The organism is Nocardia sp. NPDC050412 (assembly GCF_044458825.1).
In the GTDB taxonomy this organism is placed as follows: domain Bacteria; phylum Actinomycetota; class Actinomycetes; order Mycobacteriales; family Mycobacteriaceae; genus Nocardia.
On the sequence record NZ_JBITIJ010000007.1, the window covers coordinates 112,534 to 135,927 of the forward strand.

A 23,394-nucleotide genomic window follows, 5' to 3' on the forward strand; every position below is an offset into this window, starting at 1 on the left:
GGGGTGGTGAGCTACCTCGGGGCCAACTCGCGCGTGGCGCAGGCGATTACAGGTTGCAGGGCAGCATCGCGACGCTCGCGATGGTGCATTCGGCCTCGCGGGTCAGCTTCCAGGTGCCATCGATCTGCTTCCAGGACAGGTCGAAGTACCAGGGGTCCCAGCCGTCGATGGCGGTGGTCAGCTGGGCGGTGAGCAGATCGCCGGAGACATTGACCGGGCCGAGGACATCCCAGCGGAAGCTCGGCGGGGCCGAGGCCATCGCGCCGCCGACCTGGTCGACCAGGCTCAGACCGGCCTCGCCCGCCTCGAGCTCGGCCGCGCGGGCGGAGCGCGAAGCGCCGGTGTTGAGCACCAGTTGCAGCTTGGCCTTCAACTCGCCCAGGCCGGGGGTGGCGGTCCGCATCGGCGCGCCGATGGGCGCGGCGATGGCCGGGGCCACGGTGGCGACGGTGCCGAATGCGCCGACCATGGCGGCCGCGGTGAGCGAGAAGGCCGCGGTGGCAAGGCGTGCCACCGGCCTATTTCTGGTGCTGAGCATCGGATCATCCAATCGTTCGTTTGCCGGGAGTGTGCCGGTCCGGGACTGGCACTACAGTGCAATATAAGGTAAGCCTATGCAAAGCTGAAAGTTGGAAGTTAGGTGACCCTGGCTCCCGCCCCTGGATCGAACGCAGGAGAACCGTGGACACACTATTGGTGGTCGGAGCAGGGCCGAAAGCCCTTGCGGTGGCGGCAAAAGCGCACGTCCTGCGGAAATTGGGGCTCGCTGCCCCGCGCGTGATCGTCGTCGAGGCGCATGCCGTCGGCGGCAACTGGCTGCCGAGCGGCGGCTGGACCGACGGACAGCACCGGCTCGGAACCAGTCCGGAGAAGGACATCGGGTTCCCGTACCACTCGACCTGGGCGCGCGGGCACAACCGGGCCATCGACGAGGCGATGATGGCCTACAGCTGGACCTCGTTCCTGGTCGAGCACGGCACCTACGCCGAATGGATCGACCGCGGCCGCCCGAGCCCGCACCACCACGTATGGGCCAAATATCTGCAGTGGGTGGCCCGCGCGATCGATCTCGAATTGGTCCTCGGAACAGTGGATTCGGTCGCCGCGGCGGCCGATGGGTGGTTGGTTTCGGTGACCGACGCCGCCGCTAGCGACTGTTCGCAGGTCGCTCGAAACAACACTGCTGTGATCACCCAGATCGATACGGACGCACTGATGATCACAGGTCCGGGCAACAGCGGTCGGGCCCTGGCCGAACACCCCCGGGTGCTCAGCATCGCCGAGTTCTGGAACCTGGCAGGCAAACGCGCGCTGCCGGTCTCCTCGCGGGTCGCGGTGATCGGCGGCGGCGAAACCGCGGGTTCGGCGCTGGACGAGTTGGTCCGGCACGACATGCTGACCATCTCGGTGATCACGCCCAAAGCCACCATCTACACCCGCGGTGAAAGCTATTTCGAGAACGCGCTCTTCAGCGATCCGACCAAGTGGAACGCGCTGAGCATGGACGAGCGCCGCGATGTCATCCGGCGCACCGACCGCGGCGTCTTCTCGGTTCGCGTGCAGGAGAGCGTGATCGGCGACGACCGCGTGCACCATCTGCAGGGGCGGGTCGTGCGGGTGGCCGAACAGGGCGATGGCGTGGCGGTGACGCTGCGCAATGACCGCCGTCCGGATCAAGTGCACAACTTCGACCTGGTGGTCGACGCGACCGGCGGGCAGCCGCTGTGGTTCCTGGAACTCTTCGATTCCGATGCCGCCGACCTACTCGAACTCGCCGTCGGCGGTCCGTTGACCCAAGCCAGGCTGGAGGCCTCGATCGGCTACGACCTGGCGGTTTCCGGTCTGGACGCGAAGCTCTATCTGCCGAATATGGCGGCCATCGCGCAGGGGCCCGGGTTCCCGAATCTCAGCTGCTTAGGCGAACTCTCGGATCGGGTATTGCGTACGGCGCCGGCGCGTCAGGTGGCCGGTGCGCGACGGGGTGCGGCCGCTCGACTGGGCTGACTCGGCCTCGATATCCCCAAATACATCTACGTGAGGTTTTCATGCGCATCGTCTCGTTCGGCTTCCAGACCTGGGGCCGTAAAACCCTGCAGGCACTGATCGATTCGGAACACGAGGTCGTGCTCGCGGTCACCCATCCGGCAAGTGCCGACTCCTACAAGGGGATCTGGTCGGATTCGGTCGAGGACCTCGCCCGTGAGCACCGCATTCCGGTGCATCTGACCGAACGGGCCGATGCCGAGACCATCGATCTGGTGAAGCGGGCCGAACCGGACGTCATCGTGGTGAACAGTTGGTACACCTGGATGCCCGCCGAACTCTACAACCTGCCTCCGCACGGCACCCTTAACCTGCACGATTCGCTGCTGCCCAAGTTCACCGGCTTCTCGCCGGTGCTGTGGGCGTTGATCAGCGGCGAGTCCGAGACGGGCCTGACCGTGCATCGGATGGACGAGGGCTTGGACACCGGCGACATCCTGGTGCAACGCGCATTGCCCATCGGCCCCACCGATACCGGTACCGAATTGGTGCTGCGCGGTATGGAACTCATCCCAGGCGCGCTGCGGGAAGCGCTGCACGCCCTGGAATTCGGTACCGCGCAATGGAAGCCGCAGCGCAAATCCGAGCGCACCTACTTCCACAAGCGTTCCGAGCGGGACAGCCGCATCGACTGGAGCTGGTCCGCCGTCGATCTGGAGCGTTTCGTGCGCGCACTGTCCGAGCCGTACCCGCGCGCGTTCACCTACCTCCGCGGCGAGCGGATCGAGGTGCTCGAGGCGGCGGTTTCCGAGGCGCGCTACGGCGGGACGCCCGGCCGGGTGATCGTGCAGGAGGGTGGCGGCGCGGTGGTTTGTGGTCCGGAGGCCCATCGCGGGCGCAATCGCGGCTTGGTGCTCACCCGGATTCGCGCCGAGGACGGCACCGACCATTCGGCCGCGGAATTCTTCACGCGCGGTGGCTATCTCACCGATCAGTGACGCAGGGGGAGTCGGCCTAGACTTGTTAGGGTAGGCTACGCTAATATCGAGCGACCGTTCAGAAGTAACCAAAGATCAGTGCAGCGAGCCGGGGGGTGTTGTACGCCGCCGATTGAATGACGCCTGGCGCGAGCATTGCGCCGGGACGTCCGGCGGAAGCGCAGGAGTCAAGAAATGCCAGCAAATCTCGGATGGATCCGGCAATTCCACCAGCCCCGCTTCGCCGCTAGCGGCTGCTCGCAGGTCGGCACAGCACGCCCGCCATTGTTGATCTGCCCGCACGCGGGTAGCGGCGCGTCCACCTATCGCGCGTTGTCGAAGGTGCTCAGCGAACACTTCAACGTCCTGATCTTCCAGTACCCGGGTCGCCAGGACCGCGCCCGCGAGGCGGCACTCGCCACGCTGCCCGAACTCGCCGCCGGTGCGTTCGCGGAATTCCATAGCTCCGAACACAATCGCGGTCTGCCGCTGACGGTCTTCGGCCACAGCATGGGCGCGATGGTGGCCTTCGAACTGGTGCGCAATGCCGAGGCGGCCGGACTGGAGGTGCGGTTACTCGCGCCGTCCGCTGCGGTCTCGCCGGGTCGGGCGGTCGACTTGCCGCCGCATCCGACCGAGGACGAGCAGATCCTCGACCACCTCGGCGCGCTGGAGGGCACCGGCGCGGATGTGCTCGGCAGCCGCGAGGTGATGCGGATGGCGCTGCCGGTGGTGAAGGCCGATTACCGGGCCTTCGATGCCTATAGCTGCCCGGTGGATGTCCGAGTGGAGGCCAAGATTCACGTGCTCGGCGGGGCCGAGGATCACCTCATCACGCCGCGTGAGCTGTACGGCTGGTCCAATCACAGCGCACAGGAAATCGGCGTCACCATCTTCGACGGCGGGCATTTCTATCTGAACGACAATGCCGCCGGTATCGCGGAATTGCTTGCGCCCGAGCTGGATCGCGTCGGATGAGTACGGAAACGGATCCGATCGTCATCTCGGGTATGGCCGTCGAGGCGCCGGGCGGTATCGAGACGCTGCCCGACTTCTGGTCGGCGCTTGCCGAATCGCGCGAACTCATCGGACCATTCCCGCGCGATCGGGAATGGCCGATCGAGGAGTTGCTTGCGCTGCACCGCACCGAAGGGTGGAGCCGGGTCGCCGATGCCGGTGGGTTCCTCTCGGAGGCAACCGAATTCGACCCGATGTTCTTCGGTATCACGCCGCGCGAGGCTATTTCGATGGATCCACAGCAGCGGGTCGCGCTGCGGGTGGCCTGGCGGGCGCTGGAGAACGCGGGCATCAATCCGGGGGCGCTGGATGGCGCCGAGGTCGGCTGCTATATGGGCGCGTCCATCAATGAATACGGGCCGCAGTCCGGTGTGGTCACCGAGTACTCCGGATACCGGGCCACCGGGACGGCCCTCGGCGCGGTGGCCGGTCGGATTTCGCACAGTCTCGGACTGATCGGGCCCTCGCTGACCACCGATACCGCCTGCGCGTCATCGCTGACCGCATTGCATCTGGCTGCCAATGCCGTACGTGCCGGTGAATGCGATTGGGCGCTGGCCGGTGGCGTCTGTGTCATGGGCTCGCCCGCGGCATTTTTCGAGTTCGCCAAGAACAACGCGCTCGCCGTGGACGGACACTGTCGCGCCTACGCCGCCGACGCGACCGGCACGCTGTGGGCTGAGGGGGCCGGTGTGGTCGTTGTCGAACACGAGTCGCGCGCACGCGGACTCGGCCACCGCATCTACGGCCGCGTGCTCGCCACCCGGGTCAACCACAACGGCAAGGGGGCACCGCTCGCGGTACCCAGCGCGGCGGCACAGCAGCGGCTGATCGAGAAAACCCTGGCGGCGGCTGAAATTCGGCCGGATGACATCGGGCTGATCGAAGGACACGGCACGGGAACACCGGTCGGCGACCCGCTCGAGTTGACCGCCCTCGCACGGTCCTACGGCGGCGGCGACCGCGGCACCGATGGCCCGCGACTCGGCTCGGTGAAGTCGAATATGGGCCACGCACAGGCCGCCTCGGGCGTGCTCGGCCTGATCAAGATGCTGCTGAGCGGCGCGAACGGTCAGATCGCGCCGAGCCTCTACGCGGACAATCCGACCACCGAGGTCGATTGGGACGCCACCAGCCTGCGGTTGGCCACGAAACTCGAACCCTGGGACCCGGTCGACGGCGTCCGCTACGGCGCCGTCTCCTCGTTCGGCGTCGCGGGCACCAATGCGCACGCGATCTTGGCGATGCCCGTGCTGGAGGAAATCGATGCCTGATTACCGACTTCCGGACGGAACCGTCCCGGTGCTGCTGTCCTCCGATACAGCAGATGGGCTGCGCGGCGAGGCGGCAGCGATCCTGGGATACCTGCAGCGGCATCCCGGCGTGACCCCGGAGCGGGTGGCGGACACGCTGTTTCGCACTCGGATGGCACGTCGGCGGCGGGCGCTCGCGATGGTCGGCAACCGAGACGGCCTCCTCGACGCGTTGCGAGCGATCGTCGCTGGCGCCGAACATCCTGCGGTGACAGCCGGCGTCGCCACCGCGCGCGGCATCGGATTCGTTTTCCCTGGACAGGGCAGTCAGCGGCCGGGCATGGGCAAACTCTTCTACGAGATCTCCCCGAGCTTCCGTCGCGCGGTAGATGAATGCACCGCGATCTTCGAGGAGCGCTTCGGTCACCGGGAGCCGCTGCACTATCTGCTCGGCAACGATGATCGGTTCGAAGACCACGTGCGGGTGCTCCAGCCTGCGTTGATGTTCCAGATGTACGCCTTGGCCGCCATGTGGCGCGCGGCCGGTGTCGAACCCGCCGCGACGATCGGACATAGTCAGGGCGAGCTGGCCGCCGGTGCGGTATCGGGAATCATGACGCTGCGGGATTCGGTGCTCGCGGTGACGCATCGGGCCCTGGCCGTCGATCAGCTTTCGCCGCGCGGCTACTCGATGGCGGTGCTGGGCATGGACCGCGATCAGTGTGAGGCGCTGCTGGCCAGGCACTCCGGCTGGGCCGAGCTGTCGGTGGTCAATTCTGCACATATCCTGGCCATTTCGGGTGATCGCGAGACCATCGTCGATATGGTGGCGACCGCGACCGCGCGGGGGCAGTTCGCCAAGGAAATCCGCGTCGCGTATCCGGCGCACACCTCGGTGGTCAGCGAGTATCGGAAGGGACTGGAAGCGGCGCTCGGCGACGAAATGAGCGGGCCGAACTTCATCGCGACCGAAATCCCTTGCTACGGTGCGACACTCGGCACGACAATTACGCCCGATTTGCGGCACGACCAGTACTGGTATTGGAATCTGCGCAACCGGGTCCGGTTCGATCGGGCGATCACGGCGGCCACCGCCGACGTCGACACCTTCGTCGAGATGTCGGAACATCCCATGCTGCAGTTGGCCATTCAGGAGAACCTGAGCACGGTGCGTCCGGATCCGGCCCGGCCGCAGCGCGAATTCCGGGTGATCGGAACCTCGCTGCGCACGGCGGCGGGACTCGGTGAGTTCACCCGCAACCTGGCAACCGTCGCGGTGCACGACCTGAACTACCGATGGGATGCATTGCGGGTCGAATCCGATTCGGACACGGTGCGTTTGCCGCTGCGCGACTTCCCCAATACCGTGCTGAATCCGCAGCGACTGTGGGCTCCCTACCGGACGACGACGCCGGTCGCCCCCGAGCACACCGCGACCCGGCTGGCGGAGCACTGGGTGCGGCTCGAGCGTCGTTCGCTGATTTCGCCGCGCACAATGCTCGTCGTCGATCACACCGGTCAGTGCGCCGAACTCGCGGCGGCGCTGTGCACCGCGGCTCATAATCACGGCGGCGGCGCGGCGATTTACGATCCCGATCGGCCCGCCGACACCGCCGACTACGACTCGATCGTCGTGCTGCTGCCGGAGTTGCCCGATCTGGACGGGCCCGCCGCGATCGCGGAACTGGCGCGGTTCTATGACGCGCGGTGGCTGCCCGCTCTGGATGCCACGGTCACCGACTGCTGGCTGGTGACCGTCCGCGGTGAGGCCGCGGTCGCCGACGACCCGGCACCACACCTGTTCCACGGCGCGGTCTCCGCCGGATTCCGCTGCATCGGACTGGAGAATATCGGCACCGCCTTCCGACACCTCGACCTCGACGCCGCCGATGCGGGGCAGGCCGCCAAGATGGTGCGCGCGCTGCATGCCAAGGACGAACCGCAGCTGGCATTGCGCGCGGGCGGACTCTATGCCAAGCGGCTCGAGGTGGAACTCGAACCGGCTGGCGGAGTTCCGGATGATGCGGAGCTCGAGCACGTCGTCATCGTCGGCGGGACCGGCACTCTGGGCCTGAAGTTCGCCGAGTACTTCGCCGGTCGTGGTGCGCGGCGGATCACGCTGCTCAGCCGGTCCGGCGAAACCGATTCCGTCGCAGGCCGATTGCGGGTTATCCGACAGGTAGGCACCGCCGCGGTCGCGGTTGTCGCGTGCGATGTCGGCGACGAATCCAGCGTGCGCGAGCTCGCCGCCGCGCTGGCCGACACACCGGCGACCATGCTGGTACACGCCGCAGTCAACTATGTGCGCGCCGAACTCACCGATGTGACCGCCGAAAAGCTGTTCGAGATGGCGGCATCGAAGATCATCGGCACCGACCATCTGCTACGGCTGTTACCGGTGGCCGCTGACGCCCGGATTGTCATCTGCTCGTCCGCGGCGGCTACCTTCGGCGGTCGCGGGCAGATTCTCTACGCCACGGTCAACCGCATGCTCGATGTGCTGGCCATGCGTTTGCGTGCGGCTGGCACGAATGCCGTTGCGATGCAATGGGGTATCTGGGATCTCGAAGGCCCACTGCATGCGGTCGGCGTGGATCGGATCGCCGCCGCGGGCGGCCAGTCCATGGACCCGCGTGACGCGCTCGCCGTCGGTTTCACCGAGTACGCAGAAATCGGATGGCCCAGCAATCGCATTGTGATGGCGGCCGATTGGTCGCAGCTGAACGACATCATTTCGGCGGTCGGCTGGGGTCCGCTGCTCGCCGATGTGCTCGCGCAAGTGGAACCGGCACCGCCGCGGGTCGAGCCCAGAGTCGCTGCCCCTGCCGTCGTGGTCGTGCCGGAGGGGGTCGCGCCATCCGCCGGTTCACTGTCCGATCAGGTGCGCATCGAACTGGGCAAGGTGATGGGCGCCGATGGGCTCGACGCCATCGACAGCTCGGTGCCGCTGGTGGCGCTCGGTCTGGATTCGCTGCAGGCGTTGGACTTCCGCAAGCGGGTGCAGGCCGAACTGAACCGCGATCTTCCGGTGGCGGCCATTCTGGGCGGCGCGTCGTTGGACGACGTCGTGCGCCTGATGGCCGACAGCAACGTCTAGGCGAGGGATTGACGATGTCGAACAACGAGCCGGCCAGCGTGCTGGTCCGCCGGAAGGCGCTGCTGCGCCAGCGTTTGGCCGAAAGTGGGCTGACCGCACCGGTTTCCGAGGCCGCGCCCATTCGGAGATCGAAACCCGGTGAACGTCATCCGCTTTCGGCCGGACAGCGGCGCATGTGGTTTCTGCAGACGCGTGATCCGGAGGACACCACCCTCAATATCTGTGTGGCCTATCGGCTGACGGGTGCGCTCGACGAGGCACGGCTGCGCGATGCGGTCACGGCCGTGGTAAACGCCCACGACATTCTGCGCACCACCTACGGGTTGGACGAGAACGGCGAGCCGTACCAGATCGTCCGCTCGGATCTCGAATTGTCTTGGCAGACACACGATCTGACCGATATGCCGGAGACCGGCCGGTCACGCAGGCTGGAAGTGCTGGCTCGCCGGGAATTCGGCCGACCGTTCGATCTCGCGACCGAGTCGCCGTTGCGCGTCAGCCTGGTGCGCATCGGTGCCGATGAATTCGCTTTGCTGCTGGTAGCGCATCACATCAGCTGGGATGACGACTCGTGGGCGGTCTTCTTCACCGAGCTCAATGCCGCTTACCGTGCCGAGCCCGTCCAGTCCGATCGTGCGCAATTCGTCGACGTCGCGATTTTCGGCGATCTCACTGACAACACCGATATCGACTATTGGCGTACAACCCTGCGCCCGCTACCGGAAGCCCTGGAACTCCCCGGTCCAGCCACGGTCGCCACGGCTGCGGCGAAGCAGTCCGACCGGTGCACCCTGTCGCTGCCCGGGGAGCTCGTCGGCCGCGTGGAGGCCTTCGCGCGTGCGCACGGCGCCACCCCTTTCATGGTGTGGCTGGCCGCCTATGACGCGGTGATCCATCGCTACACCGCGGCCACGGATTTCCTGGTATCGGTCCCGGTTACCGTGCGCCGCGATGCCGCCGCCGGCTCGTTGATCGGCTATTTCGGCAATACGCTGCTGCTGCGCGCCACCATCGGTGCCGAAGACAACTTCGCCCGCTTCACCGAAACCATTCGCGACACCTGCGTCGGTGCCTTCGCGCATCAGAATGTCGGCATCGATCGCGTTGTGCGCGAGGCGAATCCGGATCGCATCGGTGGCCGGGACGGGTTGGAACAGCTGGTCCGACTCGGCTTCGGGGTGCGCAGGAGCGCACAGGGATTCGACCTGGCAGGTGTCGAGGCGACACTGCTCGATCTCGGCAGTGCGGTGGCGCAGGTTCCGCTGGGGCTGACCGTAGTCACAGAAGCCGATGGCGCTTATCTGGAGGCCGAATACCGGATCGCCGATCTGGACCGCGCCCTGGTGGAACAGCTGCTCGACCACTACCTGCAGTTGCTGGACAACGCACTCGCGAATCCCGATCGCAGGCTCGGTGATATCGATATGCTCGGCGCGGCCGATCGCGCCGCGATCCTCGCGCTGTCGCACGGCCCGATTGTCGAGGCGGAACCGACCACCATGGTTGCGCTCTTCGAAAATCAGGTCGCGGCAACGCCCGATGCGCTCGCCATTGTCGCCCCCGCGGAACGCGACACCGAACTCATCTACGCCGAACTGAATCGGCGCGCCAATCGCTTGGCGCACTGGCTGATCGGGCAGGGACTCGGTACCGAAGACATCGTCGGGCTGCGGCTGTCGAATTCGGTGGAGTTCGTGGTCGCGGTGCTGGGCGTGCTAAAAGCCGGTGCGGCCTATCTACCGATCGATCCGGCCTACCCGAACGACCGCATCGACTACCTGACCGAGGACGCCGCACCCCGACTGGTGCTCGGTCGGGTCGAACTGGATACCGCCGAAGCCGCGGCCGGCGGACTCCCGGATACCGATCCTGGCGATGCGGACCGGGTGCGGCCGCTGCTGCCCGGCCATCTCGCGTATGTCATCTACACCTCCGGGTCCACCGGAAAGCCCAAGGGCGTCCCGGTATCCCACGCCGCGATCGCCGAACATCTCGCTGGCTTCGTCGCGGAATGGAGTATGACCGCCGAGGACCGGCTGCTGCAGTCCTCTTCGGTCAGCTTCGATGCCTCCCTGCTCGATATCTTCGTGACGCTGACGCTCGGCGCCCGGCTGGTCATCCCGAAGCCCGATGCCTTCCGCGATATTCCCTACGTCGCCGAGTTGATCACCCGCTGCGGGGTCACGGTGCTGCATATGGTGCCGTCGATGTTGAGCACCTTCCTGCTGCTGCCGGAGGTGAGCGAATGGCGTGCGCTGCGGCATGTTCCGGTGGGTGGTGAGGCGCTGCCCGGTGAGGTGGCCGACAAGTTCGCCGGTGTCTTCGATGCCGAGCTGCGCAACCATTACGGCCCGACCGAGGCAGTTGTGTGCGCGACGCATATGAATGTGGAAGGCCCGCAGGGCACCCGGATCGTGCCGATCGGTGTGCCGAATCAGAACGTCACGGTGTACCTGCTCGATGCGGCGCTGCAGCTGGTGCCACCGGGTGTTGTCGGTGAGATCTATTTGGGCGGAGCGCAATTGGCGCGAGGCTACCTGAATCGGCGTGGGTTGACAGCGGAGCGCTTCGTCGCCGATCCGTTCGCGCCGGGCGCTCGGCTGTATCGGACCGGAGATCTCGCCCGGCGCAATGCCAATGGTGAGATCGAATTCGTCGGCCGGGCCGATGAGCAGGTCAAGGTGCGTGGCTTCCGGATCGAACTCGGCGAGGTGGAGGCGGCCATCGCGTCGTATCCGGGTGTCGGACACTGTGTCGTCATCGCGGTCGAGGATGCGGCGGTCGGTGCGATGTTGGCCGCATATGTGGTTGCGGCCAAAGGACTTTCGGCGTCGACGCTCGATATGGACGAGGTCCGCGGACATGCCGCCGCGACGCTGCCGGACTACATGGTGCCGAGCGCCTTCGCGGCGATCGACGAGATCCCGCTGACCGTACACGGCAAACTCGACCGTCGTGCGCTGCCGGATCCGGAACGCGCCACCAGCCACCGCTACCGGGAGCCGAGCACCGCCACCGAAATCCGTCTGGCCGGCCTGTTCGCGCAGATCTTCGGCCGCGAGCAGATCGGCGCGGACGATTCCTTCTTCGAACTCGGCGGGCATTCGCTGCTTGCCACCCGCCTGGTCGTGCGGATTCGCACCGAATTCGGCGTCGAGATCGATGTGCGCGCACCGTTCGATACCCCGACCGTCGCGGGACTTGCCGCACAGATCGAAGCTACACCGGCGCGGGTCACTGCCGCTGTGCGCCCACTGCTGAAACGCGAACGGCCCGATCATATTCCGCTGTCGTACTCGCAGCTCGCGTTGTGGTTCCAGCGCAAGCTGGAGGGGCCGAGTGCGATCGGCAATATCCCATTCGCGGTTCGGGTCGACGGTCGGCTGGATCTCGATGCGCTGACTGCCGCGCTCGCCGACGTCGTTGCACGGCACGAGGTGCTGCGCACCGTTTTTCCCGAGAACGGCGGCGTGCCATATCAATTGGTGCTGCCCGCAGGGCCGATAGCTGTGCCAGTGACGCAGCTGGACGATCCGGAAAAACTGCGCGCAGAACTCGCCGCAGCCGGTGGCCACTGCTTCGCGGTCGATACCGAGCTGCTGATTCGACCGCGAGTCTTCATGCTGGACAACAGGACTCACGTGCTCTCGCTGCTCGTGCACCATTTGGTGGCCGATCACTGGTCGTTCCGGACGATTCTGGACGATCTCGCCACCGCCTACCGTGCTCGCACCGCGGGCGCTGCTCCGGACTGGACGCCCCTCGACATTCAGTACGCCGACTATGCACTGTGGCAGCGCGATGTGGTCGATTCGCTCGGTGCGCAGGTGGATTACTGGCGCGACACACTCGCCGACCTGCCGGACGAGATCAATGTCGCCCTGGACCGCCCGCGTCCCGCCATACTCGGCAAGAACGGACATGTAGTGCCGTTCGCGGTCCCCGCCGCCCTGCGCGGCAAGCTGAAGGCGCTCGCCGAGGCGAGCGGGGGCAGCGAGTTCATGCTCTACCAGGCCGCTGTCGCGACGCTGCTGCACAAACTCGGTGCGGGTGTGGATATTCCGCTCGGCACGCCGATCGCGGGTCGGGTCGATCCGGCCGCGGCCGAGTTGGTCGGACTGCTCGCCAATATGGTGGTGCTGCGCAATGACCTATCCGGCGAGCCGACGCTGCGGACCGTGCTGAAGCGCTCCCGCGATACCGCACTCGGCGCGTACAGCAACCAGGATATCCCGATGGAACGCCTGGTCGACGCGCTGAATCCGGCTCGGTCCCGGTCCAGGAACCCGCTGTTCCAGGCCATGATGCACTTCCGCGAGGAGAACTGGGACGGCGCGGGTCAGGGTTTGGACGCGCACACCGCACTGACGGTATTGCCTTTGGATTTCGACACCTCGCTGCTGGATCTCAGCATCAATTTCTTCGCGGGATCCGACGGCGGCTTCGATGCCAGTGTCATCGTGAATACCGATCTGTATGAGCCCGCGACCGGAGAGTTGTTCGCGCAGCGCATGCTTCGGGTACTCACAGCCTTCGCCGAAACTCCCGACAGCACCGTCGGCGAACTCGACGTGATGCCCGCCGCCGAGCGGCAACGGGTCCTCGGTGAATGGGCCACCGGTGTGGAGCTGACCTGGGTACCGGGCCTTGCCGAGCTGATCCGGCGTGGTCGCGGTGTTCCGGCCGATCGGATCGCTCTGCGCTCCGGTACCGAGACACTCACCTATGGCGAGCTATTCGAACAGCTCGATCGAGGCGTGACACAGGTGCCCGATGGCGCTTCGGCGGCGGGGGTGGTGCGACGGCTTGCCGCACTGGACGCGGTAGCGAATACCGATGGAACTATCGCGGTTTCGCACGTTGTGCTCGGCCGCGAGGCTGTGGCGGCCGTGGTTGCCGATCGACGGGCCATCGCCGCGGATCGCCGCAGCGAATCGCTGGATCGGGCAACGGGTTCGGCGGATGTTCGACTGGTCGCCGCACCCTGGTCCGGACCCGAGATCGAGGTCGAGTTGCTGGCTGCGCTCGCCGACGGGGCGACGCTGATCCTCGCCACCGAACCGCAACACGAAGATCCGGTCGCGCTGGTCGAGCTGATCGGGGCACATTCGGTAACCCATGTGGTTGCCGATCCCATCACGCTGTCGCGGTTCGTGCAGACCGGCGTCTCCATGTTGCCGTCGGTGCGCAGCTGGGAGGTCATCGGAACCGATTGGCCCCCAGCACTCCCCGATCTACTGCCTGCGCTCGCGGCCGGTTCGGTCGCGACCTTCGACTTCCGGATTCCGGAGTACGCGGGCGCGGTGGCGCGCGGGGCGGTCGACGGAAGCGGACGTGCGCGTCCCATTCCGGGTGCGCGGGTGTTGGTGCTGGATCAAGCCCGGCGACCGGTTGCGCCCGGCGTCGACGGCGACGTGTACGTCGGTGGGGCCGGACTTGCCGAGGGGTACGTCGAGGATTCGGCAAAAGCATTCATCGACGACCCGTACCTGCCGGGAGCTCGATTGTTCCGCACCGAACAGCGGGCGCGTTGGGACACCGCAGGACGACTCGTGTTCGCGACCAGGCCCGGTGGCACTGTTGAAACCGCCACAGGTACAGCATCTTCCGCTGCCGAGCAGACAGAGACCGAGCAGCAGCTCATCGCAATCCTCGAGGAGTTGCTGGAAATCGAGGATGTCGCCGCCGATGACGGCTTCTTCGCACTCGGCGGCGACAGCGTGATCTCCATTCAGTGGTCGGCACGCGCCAATCAGCTCGGCCTCCCACTGTCTCCACAGCTGGTATTCGAGCACCTCACCATCGCCGAACTCGCGGCCGCGGTCGACGAGGCGGTGGCTGCGGGGGTGACAACGACCATCGGCGACACCTTCGGTGTGGCAGCCGACGCGAACGGCGATGACGGCCATCCCGATACGGCCCAACCAGCAGAACCTGATCAGCGCCAACATGCCGCGATGAGCGTATCCGGCCTCAGCTCGGACGCGCTGGCCGCCTTGGGCGCGGCTTGGAAGCAGTCGCAATGAAAGGCGACTACTTCCGAGCGACTGGCCCGACGTGCGGCGATACGATGACCTCGGGCCGAAAGGCGTTGCGATGACTGTGGACCGGAGCGTCCCGGCCGAAATCGAGGATGTGCTCGCGCTCAGCCCACTACAGGAGGGGCTGTTCGCGTTGGCGCGGTTGGCCGCCGACGGGGTCGATCTGTACACCATGCAGTTCGTCATCGATATCGGCGGTCCGATCGACGTGCCGATGTTGCGCCGCAGCAGCGAAGCAATCCTGCAGCGGCACGCCAATCTGCGGGCCGCGTTCTGGGATAAAGATCTGCCCAGGCCGGTGCAGATCGTCCCGACCTGGGTGGATCTGCCCTGGTTCGAAATCTCGGCGCTTCCGGCGGAATTCGATACCATCGCCGCGGCCGACCGGCAACGGCGGTTCGATCTTTCTCGCGGTCCGGCCCTGCGCATCACGCTGGTAACGCTTCCCGACGAGCGGCGCCGGATGATCGTGACCGCGCACCACATCCTGATGGACGGCTGGGCGGTCGCGGTGTTCTTCCGCGAGCTGATGGCGGTGTATGAAGCCGGGGGACAGGCGGATTCGCTGCCACCGGCACGGCCGTACCGCGATTACATCGGCTGGCTCGCCGTGCAGGACACCGCGGCCATTACCCGACGCTGGTCCGAATACCTTGCGCCGCTGAGCGGTCCGCTCATGCTGGCCGGTAGTGCGGCAACCGAAATCGGCGCGGCGATTCCACGCCGCAGCCGATTCAGCCTGGGCAATGCCGAAACCGCGCGGCTGGTGCGATGGGCACGGTCTAACGGCCTGACCATGAGCACGGTCGTCCAATTCGCCTGGGCCGTCGTCCTCGGCAGACTCACCGATCGACATGATGTCGTCTTCGGCACCACCATTTCCGGCCGTCCGGATGCACTGCCCGGCGTCGAAACGATGATCGGACTGTTCATCAATACGGTGCCCGCGCGCGTCCTCATCGACCGAACCCGCACCGTCGCCGAGCAATGCGCGCAGCTACAGCGCGAATCGGCGGCCATGCGGGATGCGGGATGTGTGAGCCTGTCGACCATTCAGCGGGCCGCCGGTCACGGTGCGCTGTTCGACGTGCTGTTCGTCTTCGAGAACGCGCCCATCGGTGCGGCCACCGATCCGATCGTCACCGCGAGCGGCACCCGGTTCCTGCCAGTGGCGATGGAAAGTCTGGTGCACTATCCGCTTTCGGTGGTGTCGCATTTGAACGACGGCACACTCGTCGTCATGCTCGAGGCGATTGCCGAAGCCCTGCCGCACTTCCCGATCGCCGATATCGGCGAGCGGATACTGTCGGTGCTGCGTCAATTGCCCGATCACGGTGATTCGAGCCCTGATTCGCTGGACCTGCTGCTGGCCGATGAGAAGGTTACCGTGGCCGCGAAGCAGGTCGACGCTAATGGGACGGCTTACGAGCTCTTCCTGAACCAGGTCGCCGACACTCCGGATGCGATCGCCCTGAGCGCCGGTTCGGATCGCTACACCTACCGTGAATTGCGTGCAGCCGCCGGGCAACTGGCCAATGAGCTGATCGCCGGCGGTATCGGTCCGGAAACCGTTGTCGCCCTTGCGCTACCGCGATCGGGCAGGTCTATCGTCGCGATCCTCGCCGTACTGGAAGCCGGCGGAGCCTATGTGCCGGTAGATATCTCGGCACCCGCAGCACGCATCGAATCCATCCTGCGCCAGGCGGACCCGAAACTCGTACTGACGGTCGCCGAGTCTGCCTCGCTGCTCGGCGAGACCGCGCGTCCCGTTCTGGTACTCGACGAGCCGGCCGTAGCCGAAAGAATCGCAAACCACCCCATCCCGTCCTACCACCCGGTTCCCCCACAGACCGCCGCGTACTTGATCTTCACCTCCGGCTCAACCGGCGAACCCAAGGGTGTCATCGCCACAAACGCCGCTCTGACCAGCTACTTCACCGACCACCGCGACCGCGTCTACCGCCCGGCAGTGACCCGACTCGGCCGCCGACTGCGCATCGCACATGCCTGGTCGCTGAGCTTCGACGCCTCCTGGCAGCCCATGATCGGCCTGTTCGACGGCCACGCCGTCCACCTGTTCGACGAGACCGAAATGCGCGATGCGCAGGGCCTCGTCGACGGCATCGTCCGGCACGAGATCGATATGATCGACACCTCGCCGTCCATGTTCACCCAGCTCTCGGCCGCCGGCCTAGTGGACGGTGAGCGGCTGACCGTGCTCGCCCTCGGCGGCGAGGCCATCGGTACGCCCATGTGGGAGCAACTGCGCGCGCTGCCGGGCACCGCGGTCTACAACTGCTACGGCCCCACCGAGACCACGGTCGAGGCGGTGGTCGCGACGGTGAATACCGGTCGCAGCGAGTCGGGCAGTGCCCAGCCCACCATCGGCGGACCGGTGGATCGCATGTCCGCCTATGTCTTCGATGCCATGCTGCGGCCGGTGCCGCGCGGTGTCATCGGTGAGCTGTATTTGTCGGGCGCTCAGGTGGCACGCGGCTATATCGGCAAGGCCGCCATCACCGCGGGCCGCTTCGTCGCCGACCCATTCCGACCCGGTGCCCGCATGTATCGCACAGGTGATCTGGTGCGGCAGTTGCCGAATGGCGATCTCGCTTACCGCGGCCGCATCGATGACCAGGTCAAGATTCGCGGCTACCGGATCGAAATCGGCGATATCGAAACAGCTTTGCTGCAGCTTCCGCAGGTCCGCGCGGGCGCCGTACTGGTTGTGCGGCGGCCGAGTGGCCCGAGTCTCCTCGCCTTCGCGGTCGGTGCTGATTCGGCCAACTTGCGCGCCGGACTTGCCGAGCGCCTGCCTGCATATATGGTTCCGGCGCGGGTCATTTCGCTGCCCGAGCTACCGGTCACCCCTAACGGCAAACTCGATGTCCGCGCTCTGCATGCTCTTGGGCTGGAGGCGCTGCAAGGTTCGGCTCAGCGCACCCTGCCGAGCACCGATACCGAGCGAACCCTGTGCCGCGCGCTCGCGGAGACACTGGGCGGGACCACACCCGGCATCGATGACGATTTCATCGAACTCGGCATGGACAGCATTGTCGCCATCTCCCTGGTAAACGCCGTGCGACGCGCGGGACTCTCGATCAGCCCCGCCATGGTCATGACCAACCGCACCGTCCGCGATCTGGCGGCCGCCATCGATTCCTGTGCGGCACAGCAGGAGAACACGCCAACCGCGGTCGGTGCGGTGCTCCCGACACCGATCATGTCCTGGATGTACGAGTACGGCGGCTTCCGCAGGCTCGCACTCTCCACACTGGTATCGCTACCCGCCGAGTTGGATCGAGTCGGGTTGGAAGCGGTGCTGCAGGCACTCCTCGATGGACACGACATGCTGCGCGGCCAACTGTCAACGACCGAAGACAGGTTCGAAACCAGAGCACAGGGCAGCGTGCGCGCCGCTGATATCCTCCACGAGGTTCAGGTCTCCGGTGACTTCGGCCCCGCACTCGAGAAGCATGCGCGAGCGGCGATCGACCGCATCGATCCGAAGACGGGCACCATGATTCAGGCCGTCCGCTTCGCAGGCCCAGATGTGCTGCTGCTGTCGATCCACCACCTCGCGGTGGACCCCGTCTCCTGGCACATCATCTTCGCGGATCTCGCCGACGCGTGGTCGCATCTCCTTGACGGGCAAACCCTCACTGTCGCACCAGAATTCACTGGGTATCGCACTTGGGCGGAACTACTCGACAAGCGCCGCACCGCACCTGAAGTAACAGCACAACGTGACTTCTGGGCCAACCAATTAACCGGCCCCGATCCAGAACTCGGACTGCGGCACCCGGATCCGACCCGAGACACCTGGTCCTCCTGCCGCCTCACGCCATCGTTCACGCCGACAAACATCACCCGCCGCATCCTCGACGGCCTCGGAACCGACCTCAGCATGCACGAATTGCTGCTCACCGCACTGACAATCGCGGTCACGACTTGGCGAGCCCAACGCAACCAGGACGGCTCGACCGGCACACTGGTCGCCCTCGAGGGCCACGGCCGCGAGGATGCCACCGTCGGCAACGCCGACACCTCGCGCACTGTCGGCAACGCCGACACCTCGCGCACCGTCGGCAACGCCGACACCTCGCGCACTGTCGACAACGCCGACACCTCGCGCACTGTCGACACCTCGCGCACCGTCGGCTGGTTCACCACCGTCTATCCACTGCGCGTCGGTGCGGGCTCGACACTCGACATCTCCCGCGCCGAATCCGATCCGGCCGAAGCAGCAGGCCTGCTGAAAGCCGTCTCAGCACAGCTGGACAGCGTCCCGAACAAGGGCTTGGACTACGGCCTGCTTCGCTACGGCGACACCGAACCGCACACGGACCCGCAGGTAATGCTCGACTACCTGGGTCGAATGGACCTCGCCGCAGGCACATCGGGCCCATGGACCCCGATCACCGATCTCACCCTGCACCAACGGCTTCCGGTCGCCCCCGAACCGGAAATGCCGCTGCGCTACGCACTCGACCTCGTCGTCGCCGTCTACCCCGGCGCCGACGGACCCCAGCTGGCCACCCTGTTCCGCTGGAGCGACGCACTTTTCGACACCACCGAGATCGACCGTTTCGCAACGATCTGGCAGCGCTGCGTTACCGCAGTGGCCGCCGCCATACCAAGCGCAACTCCGGGAGAACGATGAACGCGATCGAAAACGCCATCGTGGTCGAGGACGTTCGCAAGTCCTTCGGCGACGTCCATGCCGTGCGCGGCCTGACCTTCTCGGCGCCCGCCGGAAGTGTGCTCGGCGTGCTCGGTCCGAACGGCGCGGGCAAGACCACCACGGTCTCCATCCTGTCGACGCTCACCAAGCCCGATGCGGGCCGCGCCCTGGTTGCGGGCCACGACGTCGTGCGTGAGGCCGCGGCTGTGCGGGCATCTATCATGCTCACGGGCCAGTACGCGGCGCTCGATGAGGTGCTGACCGGTCGGGAGAACCTCGTCCTCTTCGGTCGTCTGATGGGTCTGCGTCCGAAGCAGGCCAAGGTCCGCGCCACCGAACTGCTCGAACAGTTCGATCTCACCGAGGCGGCCGATCGTCGCGTCGGCGGCTATTCCGGCGGTATGCGCAGGCGCATCGATATCGCCTGCGGCCTGGTGCGCCTGCCCAAGGTCGTCTTTCTCGACGAACCCACCACCGGCCTGGATCCGGTGAGTAGACAGAGGGTTTGGTCGCTGGTGCGTTCGCTCGCGGAACAGGGTGTGACAATCCTGCTCACGACGCAGTACCTCGAGGAGGCGGATGCGTTGAGCGACAACATCATCGTCATCGATAAGGGCCGCGTGATCGCCGAGGGCACCGCGGACGAACTCAAGGCACGTTCGGGTTCGAGCTACTGTGAGGTCGTGCCGGTCGATGCCGGTGACTTGCCCGCCGTGGTAACCGCGCTGGGCGGCCTCGGCACGGTGACGGTCGCCGAATCCAAGGACCGGGTTTCGCTTCCGGCTCCCGACGGTGCCGCCACACTGGCCGAAGCGCTGCGCCGCATTACCGAAGCCGGTATCGAACTCATCGATATCGCCCTGCGCAGACCCTCACTCGACGAGGTCTTCATCAAGCTCACCACCGATGAACCGGGGCTGGTGACCGCATGACCGAATCAGTCACCATTCCCGCCGGAATGCAATGGACCGCGCTGAGCGGGCGCACCGTGCGCGCGGCGGTCCGCGAGGGTGATCTGCCCTTCGGCTTCATCGCGCCGATGATCTTCTTCGTCTGTTTCTATGTCCCACTGCGCAAGTCGATGGAGCAGACCGGCGCGGACTACGCTCAGTACCTGCTGCCGGTAATCGTGCTGCAGGGCATGTTCTTCACTGCCATGTCGGCGGGCGACCGCGCCGCCCGAGACACTTTCAGCGGCATGGGAACCCGCATGCGATCCATGCCGGTCAAATCCTGGGTCCCGCTGGCCGCCCGAATGTCCGCGAACCTGGTTCGCGCGCTGGCCGGACTAGCCGGAGCGCTGGTCATCGGCGCGATCTTCGGATTCCGATTCCACAGCGGTACAGCGGCTCTCGTCTTCATCGCACTGTCGCTGGCCTTTGCCGTGGCACTGGTGATCGGCGCCGACACACTCGGCGTCGCCACCGGTAGGCCGGAAATCGGCGCATCCGCGCTGCTGGCACCGCAACTTCTGCTCATCATGATGTCCACGGGTCTCGTTCCGGCCGAGGGGTTTCCGGGTTGGATCCAGCCCTTCGTCCGCAATCAGCCGGTGTCCCAGGCCGCTGCCGCCCTGCGCGATCTGGCCAATGGCGAATCCACCTCGGCCGTCGCGATAGCGGCGGTCTGGATTCTCGGTCTGATCATGGCGTTCACCGCGATCTCGGTCTTGGTGGAAAGGCGGCGGCCGTGAAAACACTGATCGACCAGAGCTTCGTCGAAACGGGCCGACTGCTGCGCCGCTGGCCGCGTGAGCAGGAGGTGCTGACCTCGACGCTGATCCTGCCGGTGCTGCTGCTGTTGATGTACCAACTGGTGCTCCACAAATTCCTCAGCGCATCGTCCGGCGTGGACGCCATCTACGGTTTCGTCCCGATGATCGCGGTCACCGGCGCGATGTACGGTGCCATGGGCACCGGACTGTCGCTGTACGCGGAGCGGGAAAGCGGTCTGCTGCGGCGCATCTGGGTGCTGCCGGTGCACCGCGCGGCCGGACTGATCGGCAGACTGCTCGCCGAATGCGGACGGACGCTGATCGCGACGATCATCGTGGTCGCCCTCGGCGTGGCGCTCGGATTGCGCTTCGAGCAGGGCTGGCCCGGCGTGCTCGGTGCGCTCGCGGTTCCGGTGCTGCTGATTCCCGGCTTCGCCACCATGGTGATCACGGTCGCCGTCAGCAAGGCGGGCGACAAGGTCGTGCAATTGTTTTCGGCACTCGTGCTGCTCGGGTTGTTCTTCAATTCCGGCTTCGTGCCAGTGGAGAACTACCCGGGTTGGCTGCAGCCGGTGGTGCGCGTCCAGCCGATGAGCTGCGCCATCGAGGCAATGCGCGGCTGCACGATCGGCGGTCCCATCGCCACCCCGCTGCTGCAGACCGTCGCCTGGTCCGCAGGGCTTGCGCTGGTCTTCGGCGCCTTCGCGGTTCGCGGCTACCGCAAGGCCGCGGAGAGCTGACCAGTCCATTGAGTGGGGCGGCCAGTTGATAGTTACATCGGCTAACTATATAGTTTCCTGAGGTAACAATCAGCAAGGGACTACCGTGACGATTCCATCCGCCGATCTCGATCTGGATGATGTCCAGACCATTCGCCGCCGCCTGCGCTACGACCGAGACCATCCGAACTACAAATGGATCGCGCTGACCAACACCACCATCGGTGTGCTGCTCAGCGCGGTCAACGCCTCGATCGTGCTGATCTCGCTGCCCGCGATCTTCCGAGGCATCGGACTGAATCCGCTGGAAGCGGGCAATGTCGGCTATCTGCTGTGGATGCTGATGGGCTATCTGCTCGTCACCGCGGTGCTGGTGGTGATGTTCGGGCGGCTCGGCGATATCTTCGGGCGCGTCCGGATCTACAACCTCGGCTTCGCGGTCTTCGCGGTTACTTCGGTCGCGCTGTCGTTCGATCCATCCCACGGTGGGTCGGGCGCGATGTGGATCATCGTCTGGCGCGTGCTGCAGGGCATCGGCGGCGCAATGCTGACGGCCAATTCGACGGCCATCCTCACCGACGCCTTCCCGGCCAAACAGCGCGGTACCGCACTCGGCATCAATATGGTTGCCGCGGTGGCGGGCTCCTTCCTCGGCCTGATCATCGGTGGCGTGCTGTCGGAATGGGATTGGCGCGCGGTGTTCTGGGTCAGCGTGCCGATCGCGGTGATCGGCTCGATCTGGTCCTACCGCTCACTGCACGAGGTAGGCACGCGAACCAAGGGCAAGGTCGACTGGGCGGGCACCATCACTTTCGGCCTCGGCCTGACCGCACTGCTCACCGGCATCACCTACGGCATCCAGCCCTATGGCGGACATCCCACCGGTTGGTCCAACCCCTGGGTGCTCGGCGCGGTGATCGGCGGCACCGCCCTGCTCGCGGCGTTCTGCGTGGTGGAGACCAAGGTCGCCGAGCCGATGTTCCAGCTGTCGCTGTTCGGCAACCGCGCATTCGGTCTGGGCAATTTCGCCAATCTGATGGTCTCGATCGGCCGCGGCGGCCTGCAGTTCATGCTGATCATCTGGTTGCAGGGCATCTGGTTGCCACTGCACGGCTACGACTACGAATCGACGCCGCTGTGGGCCGGTATCTATCTTTTGCCGCTGACCGTGGGATTCCTTGCCGCCGGACCGGTTTCGGGTTGGCTGTCGGACCGCTACGGATCGCGCGCGTTCACCACCGGCGGCGCGGCGCTGGCCGGGCTCACCTTCCTGCTGCTGCTCGTTATCCCGGTCGACTTCAACTACTGGGTATTCGCCGCGATCGTGCTGCTCAACGGCGTCGGCTGCGGGCTGTTCTTCTCGCCGAATACCGCCGCCATCATGTCGAGCGTGCCCGCGTCCCAGCGCGGTGCGGCATCCGGTATGCGCGGCACCCTGTTCAACGGCGGCAATGCGCTGTCGATGGGAATCTTCTTCTCGCTCATGGTCGTCGGCCTGGCTGCCGGCCTGCCCTCGGCCCTCGACAGCGGGCTGCGTGCCCAGGGCGTGTCCGCGGGCGCCGCATCCCAACTCGCCGACCTGCCGCCCGTCGCGAGCATGTTCGCCGCCTTCCTCGGATACAACCCGATCCAGGAATTGCTCGGACCCAGTGGTGAATTGGCCAAGCCGGGCGTCAATGCGGACACCCTCACCGGTCAGGAGTTCTTCCCGAATCTGCTCACCGGGCCGTTCCACTCCGGTCTGATCGTGGTATTCGTCTCGGCCGCCGTGATGATGTTCCTGGCCGCCGCGGCCTCGTACTTCGCGGGCGATAAGTACGTCGAGGAGGAACTGGCCGAAATCGCCGAGGCCGACGAACTCGTCGCCGCGCGCTGACGCACGGCTGGTGTCTGCCGCGCCCGGACTCTA

12 protein-coding genes are annotated in these 23,394 nt (G+C 66.0%); 11 read left to right on the top strand and 1 reads right to left on the bottom strand.

Annotated elements, in window-relative coordinates:
- Window positions 1–46: 46 nt before the first annotated feature.
- A complete protein-coding gene (locus tag ACIBI6_RS20780; protein ID WP_364355500.1) occupies window positions 47–538 on the bottom strand; it encodes a hypothetical protein in 492 nt (163 codons plus the stop codon).
- Window positions 539–681: 143 nt separating this feature from the next.
- Here ACIBI6_RS20780 and ACIBI6_RS20785 point away from each other — a divergent pair, with 143 nt between their 5' ends.
- The 11 genes from ACIBI6_RS20785 (at window position 682) to ACIBI6_RS20835 (ending at window position 23,361) form a co-directional block, all read left to right on the top strand.
- On the top strand, window positions 682–2,004 hold the full coding sequence (locus ACIBI6_RS20785) for a SidA/IucD/PvdA family monooxygenase (protein ID WP_396957400.1): 1,323 nt from the start codon (window positions 682–684) through the stop codon (window positions 2,002–2,004).
- Between the two features lie 41 nt (window positions 2,005–2,045).
- Window positions 2,046–2,981, top strand: coding sequence for a methionyl-tRNA formyltransferase (locus ACIBI6_RS20790; RefSeq protein WP_396957401.1), 936 nt, complete (start codon window positions 2,046–2,048; stop codon window positions 2,979–2,981).
- Window positions 2,982–3,155: 174 nt separating this feature from the next.
- Window positions 3,156–3,938 (top strand): thioesterase II family protein, encoded by a 783-nt coding sequence (locus ACIBI6_RS20795; protein WP_396957402.1) that lies wholly within the window; start codon window positions 3,156–3,158, stop codon window positions 3,936–3,938.
- Window positions 3,935–5,251, top strand: a complete 1,317-nt coding sequence (locus ACIBI6_RS20800) for a polyketide synthase (RefSeq protein WP_396957403.1) — start codon at window positions 3,935–3,937, stop codon at window positions 5,249–5,251. Before ACIBI6_RS20795 ends, ACIBI6_RS20800 begins: the two co-directional genes overlap by 4 nt.
- Entirely contained in the window at window positions 5,244–8,327 is a 3,084-nt protein-coding gene (nbtC, locus tag ACIBI6_RS20805) for a nocobactin polyketide synthase NbtC (protein WP_396957404.1), read from the top strand. The genes ACIBI6_RS20800 and nbtC overlap by 8 nt, the downstream gene beginning before the upstream one ends.
- Before the next feature lie 14 nt (window positions 8,328–8,341).
- On the top strand, window positions 8,342–14,353 hold the full coding sequence (locus ACIBI6_RS20810; RefSeq protein WP_396957405.1) for an amino acid adenylation domain-containing protein: 6,012 nt from the start codon (window positions 8,342–8,344) through the stop codon (window positions 14,351–14,353).
- 70 nt (window positions 14,354–14,423) lie between these two features.
- Window positions 14,424–19,031: an amino acid adenylation domain-containing protein gene (locus ACIBI6_RS20815; RefSeq protein WP_396957406.1), complete on the top strand. Its 4,608-nt coding sequence runs from the start codon at window positions 14,424–14,426 to the stop codon at window positions 19,029–19,031.
- Entirely contained in the window at window positions 19,028–19,984 is a 957-nt protein-coding gene (locus tag ACIBI6_RS20820) for an ATP-binding cassette domain-containing protein (RefSeq protein ID WP_364355476.1), read from the top strand. Before ACIBI6_RS20815 ends, ACIBI6_RS20820 begins: the two co-directional genes overlap by 4 nt.
- Complete coding sequence (locus ACIBI6_RS20825; RefSeq protein WP_364355473.1) at window positions 19,981–20,745, top strand: ABC transporter permease; 765 nt, start codon at window positions 19,981–19,983, stop codon at window positions 20,743–20,745. The genes ACIBI6_RS20820 and ACIBI6_RS20825 overlap by 4 nt, the downstream gene beginning before the upstream one ends.
- Window positions 20,742–21,506, top strand: coding sequence for an ABC transporter permease (locus tag ACIBI6_RS20830; RefSeq protein ID WP_364355470.1), 765 nt, complete (start codon window positions 20,742–20,744; stop codon window positions 21,504–21,506). The genes ACIBI6_RS20825 and ACIBI6_RS20830 overlap by 4 nt, the downstream gene beginning before the upstream one ends.
- Window positions 21,507–21,591: 85 nt before the next feature.
- Window positions 21,592–23,361, top strand: a complete 1,770-nt coding sequence (locus tag ACIBI6_RS20835; protein ID WP_396957407.1) for an MFS transporter — start codon at window positions 21,592–21,594, stop codon at window positions 23,359–23,361.
- Window positions 23,362–23,394: the final 33 nt, after the last annotated feature.